Source organism: Labrenzia sp. C1B70 (assembly GCF_000475395.1).
GTDB lineage: Bacteria > Pseudomonadota > Alphaproteobacteria > Rhizobiales > Stappiaceae > Roseibium > Roseibium algicola.
On the sequence record NZ_AXCE01000002.1, the window covers coordinates 239,199 to 261,979 of the forward strand.

Genomic DNA, 22,781 nt, shown 5'->3' on the forward strand with positions numbered 1-22,781 from the left:
CGGCCGGTTCGGCCTCCGACATGACCCATATTGTTCTTGCCTTTGAAGATAACCGGCTGATCGGAGATCTGTTTGGGCAATTCGACCAGAACCTTGCGCTGATCGAGCAGCGTCTTGGGATCGATGCGATTGCCCGGGGCAACCAGGTGACACTGAAAGGCAGCCAGGTTGGCTGCGCCCAGGCGCGCACGGCTCTGGAAGCCATGTATCAGCGTTTGCTGCAGGGGCAGGAAATCCACCCGGGTGATGTCGACGGCGCGCTGCGCATGGCAGCGGCTGCGGAAGCGCAGCTGCCGTTGCCGACGCTGGAGCCGAAGTCCCGGCTGGCCTTCGCCCAGATCGCGACCCGCCGGAAAACGATCGTCGCCCGCACACCGACCCAGGATGCCTACATCCGGTCGATGGATCGGGCCGACCTGATTTTCGGAACCGGCCCGGCCGGTACCGGCAAGACCTTTCTGGCGGTTGCCTATGCAGCAGCTCTTCTGGAGCGCGGCGATGTGGCCCGTCTGATCCTGTCCCGTCCCGCCGTGGAAGCCGGTGAGCGCCTCGGCTTCCTGCCGGGTGAAATGAAGGACAAGGTCGATCCGTACCTGCGACCGATCTACGATGCGCTTTACGAGATGATGCCTGCCGAGAAGGTCGATCGTGGCTTGCAGTCCGGCATGATCGAAGTGGCGCCGCTCGCCTTCATGCGCGGCCGCACGCTCTCCAACGCGGTGGTGCTGCTCGACGAGGCGCAGAACACGACCTCCATGCAGATGAAGATGTTCCTGACGCGTCTTGGGGAAGGTTCGAAGATGATCGTCACCGGCGATCCGAGCCAGATCGACCTGCCGTCAGGACAGATGTCCGGTCTGCGCGAAGCGCTGGGGCTTTTGACGGACATTCCGGAAGTTGCCCATATCCGCTTCAACGAGAAGGACGTTGTCCGTCACGAGCTGGTCGGACGGATCGTGACCGCTTACGACAACGCCTCTCGGGAAGAATCGGAAGCGCGCGAGCGCCGCTTTGCCGAGCGACAACGTGGTGCGGACCGCGACGGTGCCTCTGCGCGCCCTCGTGAAGCCGCAAATTCCTGAAAAGCCCTTGCCGACGATGCCAGACCGATTGCCTGATAGTTTTCAGATAGACCTGTCGATAGAAGCAGGCGATTGGCCGGCGGAAAGCCAGTTGGAGGCAATAGCTGCAAAGGCCATCACCGCTGCCTTTGCAGGGGCGGATCTGGAAGTGCTGGAGGGAACCGAAGTCTCGCTGCTGTTTACCGACGACGCGTCGATCCGGCAGCTGAACGCGAAATGGCGCGACAAGGACAAGGCAACGAACGTCCTGTCCTTTCCCGGCAGCGATCCGCAAGGCGACGTTTATGGCCCCCTTCTGGGGGACGTCGTTTTCGCCTATGAAACCGTCGCGGCGGAAGCTGTAGACCTTGGAATTGAATTTTCCGATCACCTTACCCATCTGACTGTTCACGGTTTGCTTCACCTTTTCGATTATGATCATCAGGAAAGTGAAGAGGCGGAACTGATGGAAAGCCTTGAGAAGTCCATTCTGGCGTCTCTTGGCATCGATGACCCTTACGCGGACAGGCCACTTGTGGCCGACGGCGGTTAAGTGGCATCATGGGATGTGATGTTCTTGATTGATGGATGATGAACTCAATTGAACCGCAAAGTCCGGCAACCGGGCAGAAGCCTGCCAGCACCGGACAGGACCAGGACGGGGAAGACCCGCAACAGCTGAAGCCGCAGAAACCTGCGGCCTTTCTCGATCTTCTCAAACGCTTCCTGCGCTTGGGCCGCCAGTCTTCGAGCTTGCGCGAGAACCTGGAGGACGAGCTTGCTCGCGAAGGTGGTGATGCTGCCTTCTCGCCGGAGGAGCGAATGCTCCTCGGCAACATTCTGAGACTGCGTGAATTGCGCGTCGACGACGTCATGATCCCGCGTGCGGATATCGACGCGGTCGATCTGGAAACCAGCCTCAGCCGCGTCATGGAACTGTTCCAGACGAGCGGGCATTCGCGCATGCCGGTTTACGAAGAGACGCTCGACGATCCGCGTGGCATGGTCCACATCAAGGATTTGATGGCCTATATCGCGGAACGTGGTGCTTCGAACCGTCCTGCAACTTCTGTGGACAATGAAAACGATACAACCGGCTTTCAACCGTCCAATTCGAATGCGCCTGCGCGGAACGGTCACAACATGCCCGACCTGGACCTGTCCTGCGTCGACCTGTCGGTTTCGCTGAAGGACACGGATCTGCTGCGCAATCTCTTGTTCGTGCCGCCGTCGATGCCGGCGACGGACCTGATGGCGAAAATGCAGGCCGATCGTATCCAGATGGCGCTGGTGATCGACGAATACGGCGGAACCGACGGACTTGTGTCGCTGGAAGATCTTGTCGAGGAAGTTGTCGGTGATATCGAAGACGAACACGACGAGGACGAGGAAGCCATGCTGGCTGCCGCCGGCGAGGGCGTGTGGATCGCAGATCCGCGTCTGCCGCTTGAAGAACTCGACGAAGCGCTCGGCACGCAGCTGAACGACGGCGAGATTTCCGAGGACGTCGATACGCTCGGTGGTCTGCTCTATGTCTCCGTTGGCCGCGTACCGGTCCGCGGCGAGCTGCTGCTGGTGCCGGATGAAGTGCCCGGGTTCGAATTCGAGATAATGGATGCGGATCCGCGCCGCATCAAGCGCCTGAAGATCCGCCGCCGCCGCGCCGACGCGCGCCCGCCGGATCTTCGCCGCCGTCCTAAGCGGACCGATTCCGTTTCCGGCGAGAGCAGCCAGGACAGCGAAAGCACCAAGACCAAGGTTGCTGCGTCCAGCGGAAACGGATGAGCGGCCGGACGCCGAAACCAACCAAAAGGATGCTTGCCAACGGTGCCGATGGCCCGTCGTCTCGAAGCCACTTCTTCGCGCGCCGTTGGTATTAACCCTTGACCCCACTGCGGCGAGCCGACAAATCTCCTGACCGCAAGTATGGGGAAGCTCTTTGATGCAATGGTTGTCACACCGCCTGTCGGCCCTGCCAAATACCTTTCTTCTGGCATGGGGCTGGCAGCGCCGTCTCTTGTGCGCCGCCTGCGGTGCGCTGACGGCCTTTGCGCTTCCCCCTTATGACTTCACTTTCGTGCTTCTGGTCACGTTTCCCTGTCTGGTCTGGATGCTGGACGGAGCGGTCGATCCCGCACCCGGCAAGCGGGTTCAGCGGTTTCGCACGGGTTTCGCGCTCGGCTGGTTGTTCGGCTTCGGCTATTTTCTCTCGGGCCTTTGGTGGATCGGCGCGGCGTTTCTGGTGGAAGCGGAGCGCTTTGCCTGGCTGATGCCCTTTGCCGTGCTGGCAATGCCTGTCGGACTGGCGCTGTTCACGGGCCTTGGGGTGGGGCTGGCCGCGATATTCTGGAGTGACCAGTTTCGCCGCATCCTGGTGCTTGCTGCCGGCCTGACCCTGACGGACTGGCTGCGCGGCCATGTCCTGACCGGATTTCCCTGGAATGCCTTCGGTTATGGCGTGTCCGGATCGCTGAGCGTGTCGCAGGCGGCAAGTCTTGTCGGGCTCTATGGTCTCACCTTCTTCGTGGTTGCGGTCTTTTCGACGCCGGCCGTTCTGGCCGACGCTCGCCCGTTTCGCCAGCGCGTGACGGCCGTTGTCGTTGCCGCGGTTGCCCTGGCCGCGGTTGCAGGTTATGGCGCCGTCAGGCTCTGGCAGACGGCATTGCCCGTTGCCGATCTCGACATCCGAATCGTACAGCCATCGATCGATCAGAAAGACAAATGGCGGCCGGAGCTGCGCGACGAGATCTTTCAGACCTTCCTCGACATGACCGAAGCGCCGCTTGGCGGTGCCGCGCGCGTCGGACAGCCGCGCATGGTGGTCTGGCCGGAATCGGCCGTTCCCTTCCTGCTGACACAGGAGCCGGGAGCCTTGTTCCGGATCGGTCAGTCGCTCGGTGACAAGACCGAACTGGTGACCGGTGCGATCCGGGCCGAGCCCGGCATGAGAGGGGCTGATTACTTCAACAGCGTCTTCGTCATCGGCACCGAGGGCACCGTTCAGGGCATCTACGACAAGGTTCGGCTCGTGCCTTTCGGCGAATACGTTCCGTTTAAACCTCTGCTTGAATCACTGGGAATTTCTAACCTTGCGGGCCCCATGGATGGGTTCGAAGCCGGGTATCAACCGCGTGTACTGACCACCTCCGAAAGTTTTAGTTTTCTACCCATGATTTGCTATGAGGCAATTTTTCCGGGATCTCTGGACGGTGTTTCCAGAAGGCCGGACTTTCTGCTGAACGTTACCAACGACGCCTGGTTTGGCCGGACGCCCGGCCCTTATCAGCATCTCGCACAGGCTCGTTTACGTGCAATCGAAACCGGCCTGCCGCTGATTAGAGCTGCAAATACAGGCATTTCAGCGGTGATTGATGCCAAAGGTCAGGTGGTCGCGAAACTCGCGATATTCGAAAAAGGTCTGATCGATTCCAAGCTTCCGCAGAGACTAGACAATACTCTCTACGGCATTTTTGGCGATCTGCCCGTGCTCGTTATCTCGTTTCTTATCGTAGTATTTGCCGGGTTTTACCAATACAACCGCGATTCGCGTGTAAATTGATATTTTTTGTTTGAGTTGAGTGAAGAAACTGTGATACAACCGTGAAATAGCCGATTGAAGGCTGCTTCATGTACAAGTGAAAGGTTGCGGGCAAACTTCGGTCTCTTGAGCCTGTGGGGGGATGTCAGGAGAGCTTGTGCAAACGAAAACGAGCGGGCTTTTTCCGCGAGAAAAAGAAAGAGCGACACAGATGCCCAGTAAAAAGTCTCCGAATCCGATCGATATTCATGTTGGCAGCCGCGTCCGGCTTCGCCGCATGATGCTAGGCATGAGTCAGGAAAAGCTTGGCGAAAGTCTGGGCATCACCTTCCAGCAGATCCAGAAATACGAAAAAGGCACCAACCGTATCGGTGCCAGCCGGTTGCAACACATCGCAACCGTTCTGAAAGTCCCGGTTTCCTTTTTCTTCGAAGATGCGCCCGGTACGCCTGAAGAGGCGGAAGGCTTCGGCGAAACGCAGCCGACCTCTTATGTCGTCGACTTCCTGTCTTCTTCCGAAGGCCTGTCCCTGAACAAGGCATTCGTGCGGATTGAAGACCCGAAAGTACGCCGCCGGATCGTCGATCTGGTCCGGTCCCTGGCTGGCGACGACTGACAAAATTCACGCGCGCGCTTGACGCGGCGAAGAACTTCTAAGATTGATGCAGACGGAGCGGCGATGACAATCGCCGCTCCTGTCATATTCATTCCCAGAAGGACGATCGCCAATGGCACGTCAGAATTACCTGTTTACCTCCGAGTCCGTCTCCGAAGGGCATCCGGATAAAGTATGCGACCGTATTTCCGATGCGGTTGTAGATGCCTACCTCAAGGAAATGCCGGAAGCGCGCGTTGCTTGTGAAACCCTGGCAACGACCAACCGCATCGTGATCGCCGGCGAAACCCGCGGTCCGTCAACCATCACCAACGATTACATCGCTCATCTTGCCCGCATGGCCGTCAAGGATATCGGCTACGAGCAAGATGGTTTCCATTGGGAAAACTGCGATATCGCCGTTCACCTTCACGCGCAGTCAGCGCACATCGCCCAGGGCGTTGATGCTGCCGACAACAAGGACGAAGGTGCTGGCGATCAGGGCATCATGTTCGGTTACGCCTGCCGTGAAACCGAAGAATTGATGCCGGCTCCGATCCTGTTTTCGCACAAGATCCTGCGTCTTCTGGCCGACGTCCGCAAATCCGGTCAGGAGCCTGCGCTCGGCCCGGACGCGAAGAGCCAGGTAACCGTCCGCTACGTCGACGGCAAGCCGGTCGAGGCAACCTCGATCGTTCTGTCGACCCAGCATCTGGATCCGGCCCTGACCTCCTCCGACGTACGCGCCATTGTCGAGCCTTACATCCGCACTGCACTGCCGGAAGGCTTCATCACCGGCGACACCGTCTGGCACGTCAACCCGACCGGTGCCTTCGTCATCGGCGGCCCTGACGGCGATGCCGGCTTGACTGGCCGCAAGATCATTGTCGACACCTACGGTGGTGCGGCTCCGCATGGCGGCGGCGCATTCTCCGGCAAGGACCCGACCAAGGTGGACCGTTCTGCAGCCTACGCGGCGCGCTATCTTGCCAAGAACGTTGTTGCAGCCGATCTGTCCGACCGCTGCACCATTCAGCTTTCCTACGCCATCGGCGTTCCGGAGCCTCTGTCGGTCTACGTCGACCTGCATGGTACCGGCCGTTGCGATGAAGCCAAGCTGGAAAAAGCGTTGCGCGATGTCATGGGCCTCAGCCCGCGCGGCATCCGCCAGCACCTGAAGCTGAACAACCCGATCTATGAGCGCACCGCCGCTTACGGCCACTTCGGCCGCGAACCTGAGGCCGATGGCGGCTTCAGCTGGGAAAAGACGGATCTGGTTGACGCGCTGCGCCCGCTTGCGGGATAAGCTGCGCCTACGCTGAACATGGAAGAAGTGAAGCAGATCGCCGGTTCAGTGCCGGCGATCTGTCGTTTTGAAGTTGAATTATGACTGACCGCTACGAAGGTTCCTTTTACGGCCGCCGCAAGGGCAAGCCGTTGAGCCCGCGCCGTGAGGCGCTGATGGAAAACGAACTGCCGCGCCTGGCGCTGGACCTGGCAACACCCGCTCCGGAGGATCTGAAGACCCTCTTTGACGCGGATGTCGACGAGGTGTGTCTGGAGGTCGGCTTTGGTGGCGGTGAGCATCTGCTTCACCGGGCCAGAACCAATCCGCGTGTCGGCTTCATCGGCGTCGAACCTTTCGTCGGCAGCATGGCCAAGGCCGTGAATGCCGTCGTGGGGGAGGGGTTCCGCAATATCCGCCTTTACGATGATGATGCCGTCAATGTTCTGGACTGGTTGCCCGAGGCAAGTCTCGACCTGGCCTATCAGCTCTATCCGGATCCCTGGCCGAAAAAGCGCCACTGGAAGCGCCGGTTCATCAACGAACAGAATCTCGATCGCTATGCCCGTGCCATCAAGCCCGGCCACGAATTCCGTTTTGCCAGCGACATCGATACCTACGTCGACTGGACACTGCGCCATTGCCGCGACCATGCGGCGTTCGAATGGGCGGCGGAAACAGCGTCCGACTGGAAAACACCCTGGGAAGGCTGGCCGAGTACACGCTACGAGGCGAAGGCCATCCGCGAGGGGCGTATCGGACGCTACCTGACTTTCCGCAGGGTGTAGCGGCGCATCGCGGAGAACGGCGCGTTTGCTGCCGTTTATCGGGGGATTCCGGACTGGCGCCAACTTCTTTGAGGAATTTGGCCCGGCCTCTTGCCTTTTTGCCCCCTTTGGCGTTATACAGCCCGTGTTTCACCTCAAACGGCTTATCTGAGCACTTTGAGAGTGGGCCCGCCGGGGACCCGCTCTTTTTTGCTTACATAACCGGAAACCAACGAGTTCGAGCAGGACTGCCCTATGTAAATCGACAATCAGGTGCATCTGATGCTCAAGAGCCGGTAACGGCCGCCAACAGGAGCCAAGTGTGAGCGCACACGAACCGAGAATTGTGACGGAACAGGGTCTTGATGCCCGTGTTGCCGCAATTGTGGAGCCGGTCATCGAGGACCTCGGCTACCGACTGGTGCGTACGAAGATCAGTGCTCAGAACGGCTGCACCCTGCAGATCATGGCGGAGCGCCCGGACGGCACCATGACGGTCGAGGACTGCGAAACCATCAGCCGGGCCGTGTCGCCTGCGCTCGACGTCGAAGACCCGATCAACCGGGCATATCATCTAGAAGTTTCATCTCCAGGTATCGACCGTCCGCTCGTGCGGGCCGGCGATTTCAATCGCTGGGCAGGCCATGAGCTGAAGGTCGAGATGGCCGTCATGCTGGATGGCCGCAAGCGATTCCGGGGCAAGCTCCTCGGCGCGGAAGACGGCAAGGCCAACCTTCGGCTGCCCGATGTGCGGGAAGGTGAAGAGGACACCGTGGCGCTGCCGCTGGAGAACATCGGCGAAGCCAAGCTGGTTCTGACCGATGACTTGATTACCGCAGCTCTTCAGGCGGAAAAGGCGGCGCTTGCCGCCCGTGGCCAGGATGACGAGCTGTCGCAGGACAACATGCCCAACTGAGCCACAGGCTCTAAGGGAAAGAAGAAGAACGCGCCCGAACCGATCCTTGGCGCAAGAGGAGTGGAATATGGCAATCAGCGCGAACCGGCTGGAACTGCTGCAAATCGCTGACGCGGTCGCACGGGAAAAATCCATCGACCGGATGATCGTCATCAATGCAATGGAAGACGCGATCCAGAAGGCAGCCCGCTCCCGCTATGGTACGGAAACGGAAGTCCGCGCCGAAATCAATCCGAAGACCGGCGAGATCCGTTTGCAGCGCCTGCTTCAGGTCGTTGACACTGTCGAGAACGTTTCCACCGACATCTCTCTTGATGATGCACAGGCCCGCAATCCGGAAGCCAGCATTGGCGACTTCATTGCCGAGCCGCTGCCGCCGCTCGATTTCGGCCGTATCGCCGCCCAGTCCGCCAAGCAGGTTATCGTGCAGAAAGTGCGCGAAGCCGAGCGTGACCGTCAGTACGAAGAATTCAAGGACCGTGTCGGCGAAGTCGTCAACGGTGTCGTCAAGCGCGCCGAATACGGCAACGTCATCGTCGATCTTGGCCGCGGCGAAGGCATCGTCCGCCGCGACGAGCTGATCCCGCGCGAAATCTTCCGCACGGGCGACCGCATCCGCGCCATCATTTACGACGTTCGTCGCGAACAGCGCGGCCCGCAGATCTTCCTGTCGCGCACGCATCCGCAGTTCATGGCGAAGCTGTTTGCCCAGGAAGTTCCGGAAATCTACGACGGCGTCATCGAGATCAAGTCCGTTGCCCGTGACCCGGGTTCGCGCGCGAAAATCGCCGTGATCTCCAAGGACAGCTCCATCGACCCGGTCGGCGCCTGCGTGGGTATGCGCGGCAGCCGCGTCCAGGCCGTTGTTGGCGAGCTCCAGGGCGAAAAGATCGACATCATCCCGTGGAACGAAGAAGCGGCAACCTTCATCGTCAACGCCCTGCAGCCGGCCGAAGTTGCCAAGGTTGTTCTGGACGAAGACGCCGAACGTATTGAAGTTGTCGTTCCCGATGACCAACTATCACTGGCGATCGGCCGCCGCGGCCAGAACGTGCGTCTGGCCTCACAGCTGACCGGCTGGGCCATCGACATCATGACCGAGCAGGAAGAAAGCGACCGCCGCCAGAAGGAATTCCTGGAGCGCTCGCAGCTGTTCATGGAAGCCCTCAACGTGGACGAGATGGTCGGACAGTTGCTGGCGACCGAAGGCTTTACCTCGGTTGAGGAAGTTGCCTATGTGGAGCTCGACGAGATCTCCATGATCGAAGGCTTCGACGACGACACCGCCGTCGAAATCCAGGCACGTGCCCGGGATTACCTGGCCGAGCTGGAAGCAAAACTCGACGAAGAGCGTATTTCGCTCGGTGTTGCCGACGACTTGAGGTCGATTGATGGCCTGACAACGGCTATGCTGGTTGCCTTGGGCAAGGACGACATCAAGACGATGGAAGACCTCGCCGGTTGCGCTGCTGACGATCTCGTCGGCTGGACCGAACGCAAGGACGGCGAAACCAAGCGCTTCGAAGGTGCTCTTTCGGAATTCGACATGTCCCGCGCTGAAGCGGAAAACGTCGTGATGGCCGCCCGTCTGGCCGCCGGCTGGATCACCGAGGAAGAACTCGCAGCTCAGGCTGAGGCAGAAGAAGCCGAAGAAGAAGACGAGGCCGAAATGGCCGAGACCGTTGGAGAAGAGCCGCAGGGCGGCGCGATCCTGAACGGGTAACGAGAGAGGCAAAAGCCTCCTGTATGAGGCTTCCGGTCTGGCCCCGGCCGATCGGCAGCTTCGAATTCGCAAGTTCGATCAACTTTTCTGCGCCGAAGGTGTTCGCACCGGAAAGCAGGTTGATCTAAAGGAGTGGCAGCGTGCCCAGGAAGAGTGAGCCGACCGAACGGCAATGTGCCGTGACCCGGGAGGTTCAGCCCGTCAGTGCGCTGATCCGGTTCGTCCTCGACCCGCAAGGCGAGGTGGTTCCGGATCTGAAGCGGGTTCTTCCAGGGCGTGGTGTTTGGATAACCGCCACGAAAGAAGTCGTGGCTGTTGCCGAAAAGGACCGGAAAAAGGTCTTCGGCAGGGGTTTTAAAGGGGAAGCCTCTGTCGAGCCGGGACTGGCGGATCGGGTTGATGCGCTCATGGAACGATCGGCGCTGCAAGCGCTCTCCATGACGCGCAAGGCCGGCGAGCTGGTAACGGGATATGCGAAAGTTGAAGCAGCTCTGCGGCAGGAAGATGTCGCCGGGCTGGTCCATGCCTCGGACGCTGCAGAAGACGGGGTAAGGAAGCTGGCGGCACTGGCTGCCGGCACTCAGGAACACGCAAACGGATGCCAAATCGTCCGTTTGTTCGATTCGGACCAATTGGATTTGGCATTGGGCCGGTCAAATGTGATACATGCTGCACTGCTTGCGGGGCAGGCGAGCGAAAACTTCCTGTCGCGGGTGCGTGACCTGGAGCGTTTTCGCAACTCCTCCGGGGCAAGCAGCGATAATGGCAACGCTTGAAAAGGCGGTTGCGCAGGACTGAAGGCAATATGAGCGATACGAAAAATCCAGGCGACAAGACAATCAGCGTTGAGCGTGGCAAAACGCTTGGCCTAAAGCGCGGCGGTGGCGATCAGGGAACTGTTCGGCAGTCCTTCTCGCATGGCCGGACCAAAGCCGTCGTCGTGGAAAAGAAGAAGCGTCGTGTTGTACTCCCGGGGCAGGAAGCGAAAGCAGAAGCTCCTGCGCCGACAACACAGCGCCTCGAGCGGCCGGCTGAAGCGCCGCGTACGCCGCCACAGCCAGATCCACAGGCGACCAAGCAGGCCCGCCGGTCTGCCTCCGGCCAGCGCCAAAAGGGCAACGGCAACGTTCTGCGCACCCTGACCAAGGAAGAAGCGGCAGCCCGTGCGGCAGCCCTTCAGATGGCGAAGGTGCGCGACGAGGAAGACCGCAAGCGCCGCGAAGAAGAAGACAAGCGCCGGGCTGTTGAAGCCGCGCAGCGTCAGGCCGAAGAAGAGGCCCGCGCCAAGGTGGAAGCGGAAGAGCGCGCAAAGCGTGAAGCCGAAGAAGCTCTACAGGCTGCGGAACAGGCCAAGGCCGAACCGAAGAGCGAACCTGTTGCCGAAGCGGCAACGGAAGCTGCTGCGCCCGTGCGCAAGGAAGCAACCGGTCGCACCGTGGTTCGCAAGCCGGCTCACGCCGACGGCGGCAAGCCGCCCAGCCTTGACGACATGGGCAAGCGCAAGGCGCCGGAAGCTCCGGCCGCACGTGCGAAACCCGAACGCGGAGAATCCGAAGAAGACGATCGCAACAACAAGAGCGTTCGTGCGGTCAAGCGTCCGAAGCAGGCTCCGGCTCCCGCCGCGCGTCCGCGCACCGGAGACGATCGCCGCCGCTCCAAGCTGACCATCTCCGCCGCCACCGGTGGCGACGACGGCCAGCGTGCGCGGTCTCTGGCCTCCATGCGCCGTCGCCAGGAAAAGGCGAAGCGCGGGCAGCAGCAGGTCGTGCGTGAGAAGATCATGCGTGAAGTCGTTCTGCCGGAAGCCATCACGATCCAGGAACTCGCCAACCGTATGGCAGAGCGCGCCGTGGACGTGATCAAGCTTCTCATGAAGCAGGGCCAGATGCTCAAGATCAACGACGTTATCGACGCCGATACCGCCGAACTGATCGCCGAGGAAATGGGCCACACGGTCAAGCGCGTGTCTGAAGCAGACGTTGAAGAAGGTCTGTTCACCACGGAAGACGAACCGTCCACCCTGCTGCCGCGTCCTCCGGTCGTGACCATCATGGGTCACGTCGATCACGGCAAGACCTCGCTGCTCGATGCGATCCGCAAGTCGAAGGTTGTCACCGGCGAAGCCGGCGGCATTACCCAGCACATCGGCGCCTATCAGGTCGATCAGGACGGCAACAAGATCACCTTCATCGATACCCCGGGCCACGCTGCGTTCTCGCAGATGCGTGCTCGCGGTGCAAAGTCGACCGATATCGTGATCCTTGTTGTTGCTGCCGACGATGGCGTCATGCCGCAGACCAAGGAAGCCGTTGCGCACGCCAAGGCTGCCGACGTGCCGATCATCGTGGCCATCAATAAGATGGACAAGCCGGAAGCCGATCCGAACCGCGTCCGTACCGAACTTCTCAGCGAGAGCCTCGTTGTGGAATCGATGGGCGGTGACGTGATCGATGTGGAAGTCTCGGCCAAGAGTGGCCAGGGCCTCGACAAGCTTCTGGAAATGATCCTGCTGCAATCCGAAGTTCTGGAACTCCAGGCAAATCCGGACCGCAAGGCGGAAGGTATCGTCATCGAAGCGCAGCTCGACAAGGGTCGCGGTCCGGTTGCCACCGTTCTGGTGCAGAAGGGCACTCTCAAGCCGGGCGACATTCTTGTTGCCGGTGCCGAGTGGGGCCGCGTCCGCGCCATGCTCGACGAGAATGGCAACCAGGTGAAGGAAGCCGGTCCGGCCAAACCGGTCGAGGTTCTGGGCTTCCAGGGCACGCCGGAAGCCGGTGACATGGTTGCGGTCGTCGACAACGAAGCCCGCGCCCGTGAAATTACCGACTACCGTCAGCGCCAGATCCGCGAGAAGGCCTCCGTGGTCGCCTCCGGTACGCGTGGTTCGCTCGAGCAGATGATGAACCGTCTGCAGGAAACCGGCAAAAAAGAGTTCCCGCTGGTGCTCAAGGCCGACGTGCAGGGCTCCGCGGAAGCGATTGCCCATGCGCTCAACGAACTCGGCAACGAGGAAGTCGGCGCACGCATCCTGCTGTCCGGTGTCGGTGGCATCACCGAAAGCGACGTCACGCTGGCGCTCGCTTCCAAGGCTCCGATCATCGGCTTCAACGTGCGTGCCAACAAGCAGGCCCGTGAAGCGGCAAGCCGCGAAGGCATCGAGATCCGTTACTACAACGTGATCTACGACCTGGTCGATGACATCAAGGCGGCCCTGTCGGGCATGCTGTCGCCGGAGCGCCGCGAGACCTTCCTCGGCAATGCGGAGATCAAGGAAATCTTCCACATCTCCAAGGTAGGCAAGGTTGCAGGCTGTCTGGTCACCGAAGGTGTCGTGGAACGTGGCGCCAACGTTCGCCTCATTCGCGACGACGTGGTCATCCACGAAGGCGAACTGGGCACGCTCAAGCGCTTCAAGGACGAGGTCAAGTCTGTCGAATCCGGTCAGGAATGCGGCATGAACTTCGTCAAGTACCAGGACATGCGTCCGGGCGACGTCATCGAGTGCTTCCGCGTCGAGCAGATCGCACGGACACTCTGATCGAAGTCAGAAATTTACTTGAAACTGATGTCAGCGGCTTATTCAATTAAGCCGCTGACGTCGTATCTGGTCGCAGGTAACGCCGTCATGCCATGGCTCGGCCGTGGTATTCGCACCATCCAAATGGTCTCGCCACCGTCCGCGCTTCAGGCCCGGCAATGGCGCGGATCGCTGGGACCGGTCCGCCAACGGCACCCGAAACGTCGGGACGCATTGCGCTGCCAGAGATGCAGGAACAACAAAATGGCAAGACAACACGGACAGGACAGCCGCGGCCCCTCCCAGCGCCAGTTGCGCGTTGGCGAGACGGTCCGCAAGGAGCTGTCCGATATTCTGACCCGGGGTCGGTTCTCCGACCCCGATCTCGACGGGGTGATCGTCACGATCCCCGAAGTGCGCATGACGCCGGACCTGCGCCTGGCCACCTGCCTAGTGATGCCGCTTGGGGGCGTCAACGCTGAAAATGTCGAAAAGGCCCTGAACCGCAGCGCCAAATATCTGCGCGGCCAGGTGTCCCGCCGGCTGACCATGAAATACATGCCGGACCTGCGCTTCGTTCTCGACACCAGGTTCGACGACGACGACCGCATCGGCACGCTGCTGCATTCCCCGGAAGTCTCCCGCGATCTCGACGCGGACGAGGACGGCGACCCAACCAAGGACTGATTGCCGCGCTGAAACCACAATTCACGATTCAATTCGAAATTGCGTGAATTCGAGTTCTTAGCCCTCGGTAATTGTAGCCTCGCCGGGAAATGGAAAACTGAATTTGTCTGGTCGGTCGACTTGAATGTGTGCCGTGTCTGCAAGTCACTTGATGTGAAAGAAGATGGCGCTCTTCAGAACTATCGCAGCAATCGCACTTGGTGCAGCGACCTCTGCATGTGTCGTGTTTTCCGTTCTACGCGTCCTCGCGCCTGAGGTTTCGGGTGTGCTGTTAAACGATGGTATGCCGGTTGCAAATGCAGAGATTGAGTTGGTGGCAGCATTGGCTCCATCAGACGCATCAAAAGATAACCCGCCAGGGTCAAGGCATGCAGTCACCAGAACGGATGCAGATGGCAAATTCAAAGTGGGGCATGCGACTTGGCGAAGGCGCATAAAGTTGGAAACCAGGTGACTTACTGTGACCACAACAGACTTGAAAAACTCAAGAATGATCGCTGACGAAAGCTGATGTCTTCAGGGTCTCGCTGTTGCGCATGGATGGTGGGGCTGACCGTCAGTGTTTCTTTTGTCGCCGTAAAACAATTGCAAACGTATTGAAACGCACTCATGGCACGCCAAAAACAATTCAAAAGAAAAAAGAACGCAATCAACGGATGGCTCGTGCTGGACAAGCCATATGGCATCTCCTCCAACGAGGCGCTTGGCAAGATCAAGCGGATCTTCTCGCCGGAAAAGGTAGGCCATGCCGGAACGCTTGATCCGCGCGCGTCCGGCCTCCTGCCGGTTGCCTTCGGCGAAGCCACGAAAACCGTGCCCTTCGTCATGGATGGCCGCAAGGTCTACCGTTTCGAGGTGACCTGGGGCGTGGAAACCAATACCGACGACACCGAAGGCGAGGCGGTTGCAACGTCCGACGTGCGGCCGAGTGCGGATGAAATCTCGGCAGTCCTTGGCGAGTTTGTCGGCACGATCATGCAGGTCCCGCCAAAATTCTCCGCCATCAAGGTCGCCGGTGAACGGGCGTATGATCTGGCGCGTGACGGTGAGGAAGTCGAACTGGAAGCCCGTCCGATCGACGTGCACCGGCTGGATCTGGTTGAACGTCCGGATGAGAACCGCGCCGTCTTCGAGGCTGAATGCGGCAAGGGCACCTATGTGCGGGCCATCGCACGCGATCTCGGCCGCCGGCTCGGCAGCCGCGGTCACGTGACCGAGTTGCGCCGTTTGCTGGTCGGTCCGTTCGCCGAAGAGGACCTGATCGGGCTGGACGAAATCCAGGAAGCAGCCGAGGCGCTTGAGGAAGGCGCCGGCGTCGAGGCTCTGGTCGAGGAGTTCGTCCTGCCGGTTCGTGAGGCGATGGACAATCTGATCGAGGTACCCGTTTCGCTCGATGACGCCGCCAGGATCCGCAAAGGCATGGCCGTGCTGCTACGCGGCCGGGATGCTCCGCTCAACACGGAAGTCGCCTTTGCCAGCCACGCCAGCGTGCCGGTTGCCATCGGCTCAATTGACAAGGGCCGGTTCCAGCCGACCAGGGTGTTTCACCTGTAAATTCTGGTGTGGCGAAAAAACCTGAGAAACCTCTGGATTTTCGAAGGGTTTTCCGCCATATTCCGCCGCCATTGGGCACTGATGTTCAATTCGTCCGGACGGATCCTTTGCTGAACGACATCTCGGCTCTGGAAACATCCGGATCAGGCCGGTCTCCGGCATTTCAACGTGTCCGGTCAACGGACCCCACTCTTTGAAAGGAAAGAGCGATGTCGATTACTGCAGAGCGCAAAGCTGAGCTCATCAAGGAATACGCCATCAAAGAAGGCGACACCGGTTCCCCGGAAGTACAGGTCGCGATCCTCACCGAGCGGATCAACAACCTGACCGAACACTTCAAGGGTCATGGCAAGGATAACCACTCCCGCCGCGGTCTTCTGAAAATGGTTGCGCAGCGCCGGTCCCTTCTGGACTACACGCGCGGCAAGAGCGAAGAACGCTACAAGTCGCTGATCACGCGTCTTGGCATTCGCCGCTAAGAACTCAGAACCTGAAAGCGCGGTGGGTGAGAACCCGCCGCGTTTTTGTATTGCGTGACGGCATTTGCCGGACGCAGCTCTTGCGGGCAAAACACTGATCCACTTCGGGTCTTTGTTCCGCGAAAGAGCTTTGAGTGTTTCAAATTCGAATGGAACGCTCTATAGAGACCTCGTGACACGTCATGGGGCAGGATTGCCGGCTTCTTTCCGTCTTGAGCCGAAAGCAGCTCGTCGTCTTGCCCGTGACCTGTCCGCCGGTAACCGGCCCATACGGGGCCGACCGGGAATGTGTCTGCCATGACCGTGCTGTACCGAAAGCAGCCAAAGGCAGGCAAAGCTGTAAGGACAGATGATGTTTGATATTCATCGTGTAGAAGTCGAGTGGGGCGGACGCCCGCTCGTCCTCGAAACGGGCAAGGTTGCCCGTCAGGCCGACGGCGCCGTCATGGCGACCTATGGCGAAACGAAGGTTCTGGCGACGGTTGTTTCCGCCAAGTCTCCGAAGCCGGGCCAGGATTTTTTCCCGCTCACCGTGAACTACCAGGAAAAGGCATTTGCCGCTGGTAAGATCCCGGGTGGCTACTTCAAGCGTGAAGGCCGTCCGTCGGAGCACGAGACGCTGACGTCCCGCCTGATCGACCGTCCGATCCGCCCGCTGTTCGCAGACGGCTACAAGAACGACACCCAGGTGGTGATCACCGTTCTGTCGCACGATCTGGAAAACGCTCCGGACATCCTGGCGATGGTGGCTTCTTCCGCTGCTCTGACCCTGTCGGGCGTTCCCTTCATGGGTCCGATCGGCGGCGCGCGCGTTGGCTACATCAACGGCGAATACGTGCTGAACCCGCTGGTCGACGACATGCCGGAATCCTCGCTGGATCTGGTTGTTGCCGGTACCAATGACGCCGTTCTGATGGTTGAATCCGAAGCCAAGGAACTGAACGAAGACATCATGCTCGGCGCTGTGATGTTCGGCCACAAGGGCTTCCAGCCGGTGATCGACGCGATCATCAAACTGGCTGAAACCGCTGCCAAGGAACCGCGCGAGCTGGTCCTGCCGGATCATTCCGAGCTGTTCGGCAAGGTCAAGGCTCTGGCCGAAGCCGAGCTTGTTGCCGCTTACAAGATCACGTCCAAGACCGACCGCAAGAACGCAGTCGACGCTGCCAAGGCGAAGGTCGTTGAAGCGCTGATCACCAACGCTGCCGAAGGCGAAGCCGTCGAAAGCACCGTTCTGGGCGAGCAGTTCAAGAAACTGGAAGCTGAAATCGTTCGTGGCGCGATCCTCGACACCGGCACCCGTATCGACGGACGTGACCTGTCGACTGTCCGTGCGATCTCTTCAGAAGTCGGCATTCTGCCGCGTGCGCACGGTTCCGCACTCTTCACCCGTGGTGAAACCCAGGGCCTGGTCGTTGCCACCCTCGGCACCGGCGAAGACGAGCAGTTCATCGATCTTCTGGAAGGCACCGTGAAGTCTCACTTCATGCTGCACTACAACTTCCCGCCTTACTCCGTCGGTGAAACCGGCCGCATGGGCTCCCCGGGACGCCGCGAAATCGGTCACGGCAAGCTGGCATGGCGTGCAATCAACCCGATGATGCCTCCGCATCACGAGTTCCCGTATACCGTCCGCGTCGTTTCCGAAGTCACCGAATCCAACGGTTCGTCTTCCATGGCAACCGTCTGCGGCACTTCGCTGTCGCTGATGGATGCCGGCGTTCCGCTGAAGGCACCGGTTGCCGGTATCGCCATGGGCCTGATCAAGGACGGCGACCGTTTTGCGGTTCTGTCCGACATCCTGGGCGATGAAGATCACCTCGGCGACATGGACTTCAAGGTCGCCGGTACCCAGGACGGTATCACCTCGCTGCAGATGGACATCAAGATCGACGGTATCACCGAAGAGATCATGAAGGTCGCTCTGGGTCAGGCCAAGGACGGCCGTATCCACATCCTCGGCGAAATGTCCAAGGCCATCACCGAGGCTCGTGCCGAGCTCGGCGAACATGCTCCGCGCATCGAAGTGATGAAGATCCCGGTCGACAAGATCCGTGAAGTCATCGGTTCGGGCGGCAAGGTCATCCGCGAAATCGTGGAAAAGACCGGCGCGAAGGTCAACATCGAAGACGACGGCACCGTCAAGATCGCATCTGCCGACGGCAAGGCGATCAAGGCTGCCGTCAACTGGATCAACTCCATCGCCGCTGAGCCGGAAGTGGGCATGATCTACGAAGGCACCGTCGTCAAATGCGTTGATTTCGGCGCATTCGTGAACTTCTTCGGTGCGAAGGACGGTCTGGTCCACATCTCCCAGCTGGCTCCGAAGAAAGTTGCCAAGGTCACCGACGTGATCAAGGAAGGCGACAAGGTCTGGGTCAAGCTCATGGGCTTCGACGAGCGCGGCAAGGTCCGCCTGTCCATGAAGGTTGTCGACCAGGAAACCGGCAAGGAAATCGAAAAGAAGGAAGAAGCTGAATAAGCTTCCGTCCGACTGACGCAAGATATGAAACGGGGACCGAAAGGTCCCCGTTTTTGTTTGTCTTGAAGCGAGAAAGGCTGGTCAGCCAGCCCGGGCGGCAACTGAATCGACGCCGTTCATCTTGGCGAGATAGCGGTGGAAGTCGACGCCGGAAAGCGGGCGCGAAAAGCTGTACCCCTGGATGAGCGAGCAGCCGAAGGAATGGATCAGCTCGCATTGTTCGTGCGTTTCGGCTCCCTCGCACACGACTTCGATATGCAGCGAGCCGGCCATTGAAATGATCGCCTGAACCAGTGCCTGGCCGTCCACATCCCGCTCCAGGCCCATGATGAAGGTCCGGTCGATCTTGAGCGTGTCGATCGGCAGGCGCTTCAGGTAGCTGAGCGACGAATAGCCGGTGCCGAAATCATCCAGGGAGATCTTGATGCCGAGGTTGCTGATGGCTTCCAGAATTTCGACCGGGTTGACGCGCTGGTCGTCGAACATCACGCTTTCGGTGACTTCCAGTTGCAGACGTGTCGGGTCCATGCCGGTCTCGTCGAGGATTTCTCTCAGCCGAGGCAGGAAATCCGCATCCCTGCACTGGCGCGGCGAGATGTTGACGCTGATCCCGTCGAGCTGCAGGCCGTTACGGTTGCAGGACTGGAAGAATTCGCAGGCCTCGCGCAGCACCTGTTCACCAAGCGGCACGATGAGCCCACAGTCTTCGGCCACCTTGATGAATTCGGTCGGCGGAACGACGCCCAACTTGGGATCGGTCCAGCGTGCCAGGGTTTCGCAGCTCACCACGCGGTTCTTTTCATAGTCCACAATCGGCTGGAAATTCAGGTGCAGCTCGCCCTTGTCGATGGCTTGCCGGAGGCAGATCTCGATCTGGCTTGCGCGGGCTGCCTGTTCATTCATGCGCGTGGCAAAGAACCGGTAACTCGCACCGCTATCGGCCTTGGCCTGCAGCATGCTGGTGTCGGCCTGCATCAGCAGCGCTTCCTCGTGTGTGCCGTCGTGCGGGCAGACGGTAATGCCGAGACTGCCGGCAAGCACGGCATCATTGCCGTCTTCCAGTTCGATCGGGTCACCGATCGCCTTCAGAATGTCACGCGCGGTCTGTTCGATCTGCCAGCGATCTTCCGGGTTCGACAGGATAATGGCGAATTCGTCGCCACCCATGCGGGCCACGGTCTGGTCCGGGCCAAGGGTCCTGGTCAGACGCGCGGCTACGGTTTCGATGACCTTGTCCCCTGCCTTGGGGCCATAGGTTTCGTTGACGGTCTTGAACCTGTCGAGGTCGAGGATCATCAGCGCCGTCAGGTCGCCCATATGTTTGCCGCGCTGGATGGCCTGGCGCAAACGGTCCATGAACAGGCGCCGGTTCGGCAGACCGGTCAGAATGTCGAAGTTGGCATTCTTGGTTGCCAGTTCCTCCTGCCGCTTGCGCTCGCTGATATCTGTGATGGTGGCGTAATAGGCGCGTTCCCCGCGCCATTCCGTCAACCGGACATGCTGCTCCAGCCAGATCGTCTCGCCATCCTTGCGGATGCCCTTGACCTCATAGGCGCGGGGTGCGCCTTCGCCATTTTCACGCATGTTGTAATAGCTGCGCAACCGGCTGTGCTCTTCCGGCGCATAGATCACCAGTGTGGGGGACTCGACAAGCTGTTCGGGTTCTCCGGGGGCGTAACCACACATTTTCAGCAGGGCGTCGTTCACATAAAGGATGCGATGGTTGGCATGAACCAGCACGCCGTGCATCGAGCCGTCGATCATGTCCTTGAACTGGGCATCGCGGTCACGAACGGATTCAAACGCCGCCTGGAACATGGTCGCCAGTTTGTTGAATTCGAAGATCAGCCCGGGCGGCGGCGGCGACACCACCTTGTCCTGCCGCAGGCTCATCGCGTAGTTCAGCAGCCTGCCCAGGCCGGCCGTGGTGATGCGATTGACCAGAAGCGCGGCACCGATTGCCAGTATCGCCGTATAAAGCAGGAACGGCGTGAACAGCTGGCTGTAGGTTTCCTCGACCTTTTGCAGGGTGTCCACGGGCTGCTTGATCACGGTCGCAAGCATGTGGCCGTCCAGGCCCTGCATCAGCGGAGCAAAAACGAAAAGGTTCTCTCCGTTCAGCGCGTAATTGACGTCGTCAGGTGTAGCGTAGAGCCGTTCGGGAAGCACTTCCGTGGTCAGGTCACCCATGCCTGCCACAACATCCTCATGGTGATAGAAGGCGATATCTTCCACCCGTAGCGCCTTGGCGAGGACACCCGGCAGGGAGAAGGAATCGGTGATAGTCGTCCCGCCATAAATCCTGCCGAGGACTCGGCCGGTATCGGGATCGAGAACCAGAACAGAGAGCGCTGCGGTGATCTGTATGGGATCGGAATCATGGTCCGCGTAAGTTACCCAGATGTCGGGCGGCATGGCCGCACGTATCTTCACCGGCAACTGGTGGCTCAGGTCGATCAGGCCGAGACTGCCGTTTACCCAGCCGTTTTCACCTGGAAGATCGATCAGGAGAATGTCCAGAACCGCGCTGGTCATACCTTCGGAAGCGCGTTCAATGATGACCTTGGCGGTCTCCTTGTCGTTGTCCACCAGTGCCTGCCGGATATCCGGGTTGGCCGCGACCGCGCGGATCTGCGTTTCGAGTTTGTCCAGATGCTGGGTGAAGACGAGCCTTGCGAGTGTTGCCTTGGATTTCGCGCTGCGGGCAATTTCATGTTCGGCAATCGACAGGCTGCCAAGGTACGTAATCCAGAAGAGTGCGATCGCCGTTCCCATGAGGCCGAACGCAAACAGAGCCATGACAAGGCGGCTGAAGGGAATGGAAAAACTGGCCTTCAACGAAGCGCTCCTGAACCGGCGGGCATCATCTGACAGGATAATGGGACGTGACGGGAAGCAAGGCGGGGCGGGGTCCTTCTCGGTTGGAACAACAGGTTGTTGCTGGTCTTGCAAGTACAAGGCACCCGGCGGCGGGTGTGGACAGCTTCGGGAAAAGACAGCTTGTGACGAACCGATGCGTCCATAAGCACAGTATCATGAAACATGGTCCTCGTTTTGCAATTGTAAGAAAATACACTTACAGACTTAAACGTAACTGCTCGAGGTTTACCTTTGGTGAATTGGAATGGTGAAGATGTTGCGACTTTATTGTCAATTTAACTTGCTGTTCATTAATAATGTCGCGGTTGAATATAGTAATATTTGACAAGAGCTATTTCTATTGAGCGCTGCAGTCCCCTTGCATGATCGGGCGTTTGCCTCCCCCGGCGAAACTGGTATACCCCCATCGTGAAGTGAATTGAGGTCGATTGGCCTATTGCGGAAGACGGAGCCACTTGATGGGGCAGATGCGCTTGGTAGTCGTTGGAGCCGGTGGCCGAATGGGCCGGGCATTGACGCGGGCGGTCACGGAAACAACAGGTGCTACCGTCGTCGCGGCGATCGAACGCGAGGGCTCCGAGTTTCTTGGCAAGGATGTGGGCGACCTGGCAGGAACAGGTTCCTTGGGCGTTCCTGTCACCGACGATCCCTTGACCGCCTTTGCCGCCTCTGACGGCGTCCTGGATTTCACGGCTCCGGCGGCAAGCCTCTGGTTTGCCGAGCTGGCCGCGCAGGCTCGCATCGTCCATGTCATCGGCACCACCGGTTGGGCTGAAGGGCAGGACGAACCTCTGAAGGCGGCTGCCCGCCATGCCCGGATCGTCAAATCCGGAAACATGAGCCTGGGTGTCAATCTGCTGGCGAGCCTGGTGCGCAAGGCTGCCGCCGCGCTTGATGCGGATTTCGACATCGAGGTTCTGGAAATGCATCACAAGCACAAGGTGGATGCCCCCTCGGGCACGGCGCTGTTGCTTGGCGAAGCGGCTGCACAGGGCCGGGGCCTGGATCTGGCCGCCCATTCGGTCCGTTCGCGCGACGGTATCATGGACCCTCGCAAGACCGGCGACATAGGCTTTGCAACCCTGCGGGGCGGGTCGGTCATCGGGGAGCATTCAGTGATTTTTGCAGGTGAAGGCGAGCGCATCGAACTCACTCACCGGGCGGAAGACCGGCAACTGTTCGCCCGCGGGGCCGTCAAGGCGGCACTGTGGGGATTTGACCAGAAGCCCGGGTTTTATTCGATGGCCGATGTCCTCGGCCTGGATTCTTGAAGATACGCATTTAGCTTGAGGAGAAT

The 22,781-nt window shown here is 59.8% G+C and carries 17 protein-coding genes; 16 read left to right on the top strand and 1 reads right to left on the bottom strand.

What is annotated here, in order from left to right; translation table 11 throughout:
- The first annotated feature begins 20 nt into the window (after positions 1–20).
- From Q666_RS35790 to pnp, 15 genes are all read left to right on the top strand, one after another.
- Complete coding sequence (locus Q666_RS35790; protein WP_022999120.1) at positions 21–1,082, top strand: PhoH family protein; 1,062 nt, start codon at positions 21–23, stop codon at positions 1,080–1,082.
- Positions 1,083–1,098: 16 nt separating this feature from the next.
- Positions 1,099–1,614, top strand: coding sequence for an rRNA maturation RNase YbeY (gene ybeY / locus Q666_RS35795; protein ID WP_031268708.1), 516 nt, complete (start codon positions 1,099–1,101; stop codon positions 1,612–1,614).
- Between the two features lie 35 nt (positions 1,615–1,649).
- Positions 1,650–2,846: a hemolysin family protein gene (locus tag Q666_RS35800; protein WP_022999118.1), complete on the top strand. Its 1,197-nt coding sequence runs from the start codon at positions 1,650–1,652 to the stop codon at positions 2,844–2,846.
- A gap of 157 nt (positions 2,847–3,003) precedes the next feature.
- Complete coding sequence (gene lnt / locus Q666_RS35805) at positions 3,004–4,620, top strand: apolipoprotein N-acyltransferase (RefSeq protein ID WP_022999117.1); 1,617 nt, start codon at positions 3,004–3,006, stop codon at positions 4,618–4,620.
- Between the two features lie 190 nt (positions 4,621–4,810).
- Positions 4,811–5,215 carry a helix-turn-helix transcriptional regulator gene (locus tag Q666_RS35810; protein ID WP_023014432.1) on the top strand — a complete coding sequence of 135 codons (405 nt, stop codon included), beginning with the start codon at positions 4,811–4,813 and terminating at the stop codon, positions 5,213–5,215.
- Between the two features lie 112 nt (positions 5,216–5,327).
- Positions 5,328–6,500 carry a methionine adenosyltransferase gene (gene metK / locus Q666_RS35815; RefSeq protein WP_022999115.1) on the top strand — a complete coding sequence of 391 codons (1,173 nt, stop codon included), beginning with the start codon at positions 5,328–5,330 and terminating at the stop codon, positions 6,498–6,500.
- An 80-nt stretch (positions 6,501–6,580) separates the two neighbouring features.
- Entirely contained in the window at positions 6,581–7,267 is a 687-nt protein-coding gene (locus Q666_RS35820; RefSeq protein ID WP_022999114.1) for a tRNA (guanine(46)-N(7))-methyltransferase TrmB, read from the top strand.
- Positions 7,268–7,568: 301 nt separating this feature from the next.
- Positions 7,569–8,162, top strand: coding sequence for a ribosome maturation factor RimP (gene rimP / locus Q666_RS35825; protein ID WP_031268707.1), 594 nt, complete (start codon positions 7,569–7,571; stop codon positions 8,160–8,162).
- A 67-nt stretch (positions 8,163–8,229) separates the two neighbouring features.
- Entirely contained in the window at positions 8,230–9,885 is a 1,656-nt protein-coding gene (gene nusA, locus Q666_RS35830) for a transcription termination factor NusA (protein WP_022999112.1), read from the top strand.
- 140 nt (positions 9,886–10,025) lie between these two features.
- Positions 10,026–10,661 carry an RNA-binding protein gene (locus tag Q666_RS35835; protein WP_031268706.1) on the top strand — a complete coding sequence of 212 codons (636 nt, stop codon included), beginning with the start codon at positions 10,026–10,028 and terminating at the stop codon, positions 10,659–10,661.
- A 29-nt stretch (positions 10,662–10,690) separates the two neighbouring features.
- Entirely contained in the window at positions 10,691–13,423 is a 2,733-nt protein-coding gene (gene infB, locus Q666_RS35840; protein WP_022999109.1) for a translation initiation factor IF-2, read from the top strand.
- 243 nt (positions 13,424–13,666) lie between these two features.
- Positions 13,667–14,089 carry a 30S ribosome-binding factor RbfA gene (gene rbfA / locus Q666_RS35845; RefSeq protein WP_022999108.1) on the top strand — a complete coding sequence of 141 codons (423 nt, stop codon included), beginning with the start codon at positions 13,667–13,669 and terminating at the stop codon, positions 14,087–14,089.
- A 609-nt stretch (positions 14,090–14,698) separates the two neighbouring features.
- Complete coding sequence (truB, locus tag Q666_RS35850; RefSeq protein WP_022999107.1) at positions 14,699–15,643, top strand: tRNA pseudouridine(55) synthase TruB; 945 nt, start codon at positions 14,699–14,701, stop codon at positions 15,641–15,643.
- 209 nt (positions 15,644–15,852) lie between these two features.
- Positions 15,853–16,122 (top strand): 30S ribosomal protein S15, encoded by a 270-nt coding sequence (gene rpsO / locus Q666_RS35855; protein WP_022999106.1) that lies wholly within the window; start codon positions 15,853–15,855, stop codon positions 16,120–16,122.
- A gap of 352 nt (positions 16,123–16,474) precedes the next feature.
- A complete protein-coding gene (gene pnp / locus Q666_RS35860) occupies positions 16,475–18,604 on the top strand; it encodes a polyribonucleotide nucleotidyltransferase (protein ID WP_031268705.1) in 2,130 nt (709 codons plus the stop codon).
- Between the two features lie 81 nt (positions 18,605–18,685).
- Here the strand turns inward: pnp and Q666_RS64655 are convergent, their stop codons facing one another.
- Positions 18,686–21,442, bottom strand: coding sequence for an EAL domain-containing protein (locus Q666_RS64655; RefSeq protein ID WP_022999104.1), 2,757 nt, complete (start codon positions 21,440–21,442; stop codon positions 18,686–18,688).
- Positions 21,443–21,942: 500 nt separating this feature from the next.
- On the opposite strand from Q666_RS64655, the gene dapB reads away from it, so the two are divergent.
- Entirely contained in the window at positions 21,943–22,755 is an 813-nt protein-coding gene (gene dapB, locus Q666_RS35865; protein ID WP_200863749.1) for a 4-hydroxy-tetrahydrodipicolinate reductase, read from the top strand.
- Positions 22,756–22,781: the final 26 nt, after the last annotated feature.

Bases quoted from the DNA above. Each gene is read 5' to 3' on its own strand.
- Q666_RS35810 (WP_023014432.1), top strand. From the start codon at position 4,811: ATGCCCAGTAAAAAGTCTCCGAATCCGATCGATATTCATGTTGGCAGC.
- nusA (WP_022999112.1), top strand. From the start codon at position 8,230: ATGGCAATCAGCGCGAACCGGCTGGAACTGCTGCAAATCGCTGACGCG.
- truB (WP_022999107.1), top strand. From the start codon at position 14,699: ATGGCACGCCAAAAACAATTCAAAAGAAAAAAGAACGCAATCAACGGA.
- infB (WP_022999109.1), top strand. From the start codon at position 10,691: ATGAGCGATACGAAAAATCCAGGCGACAAGACAATCAGCGTTGAGCGT.
- Q666_RS35820 (WP_022999114.1), top strand. From the start codon at position 6,581: ATGACTGACCGCTACGAAGGTTCCTTTTACGGCCGCCGCAAGGGCAAG.
- rbfA (WP_022999108.1), top strand. From the start codon at position 13,667: ATGGCAAGACAACACGGACAGGACAGCCGCGGCCCCTCCCAGCGCCAG.
- rpsO (WP_022999106.1), top strand. From the start codon at position 15,853: ATGTCGATTACTGCAGAGCGCAAAGCTGAGCTCATCAAGGAATACGCC.
- metK (WP_022999115.1), top strand. From the start codon at position 5,328: ATGGCACGTCAGAATTACCTGTTTACCTCCGAGTCCGTCTCCGAAGGG.
- lnt (WP_022999117.1), top strand. From the start codon at position 3,004: ATGCAATGGTTGTCACACCGCCTGTCGGCCCTGCCAAATACCTTTCTT.
- dapB (WP_200863749.1), top strand. From the start codon at position 21,943: ATGGGGCAGATGCGCTTGGTAGTCGTTGGAGCCGGTGGCCGAATGGGC.
- Q666_RS35790 (WP_022999120.1), top strand. From the start codon at position 21: ATGACCCATATTGTTCTTGCCTTTGAAGATAACCGGCTGATCGGAGAT.
- ybeY (WP_031268708.1), top strand. From the start codon at position 1,099: ATGCCAGACCGATTGCCTGATAGTTTTCAGATAGACCTGTCGATAGAA.
- Q666_RS35800 (WP_022999118.1), top strand. From the start codon at position 1,650: ATGATGAACTCAATTGAACCGCAAAGTCCGGCAACCGGGCAGAAGCCT.
- pnp (WP_031268705.1), top strand. From the start codon at position 16,475: ATGTTTGATATTCATCGTGTAGAAGTCGAGTGGGGCGGACGCCCGCTC.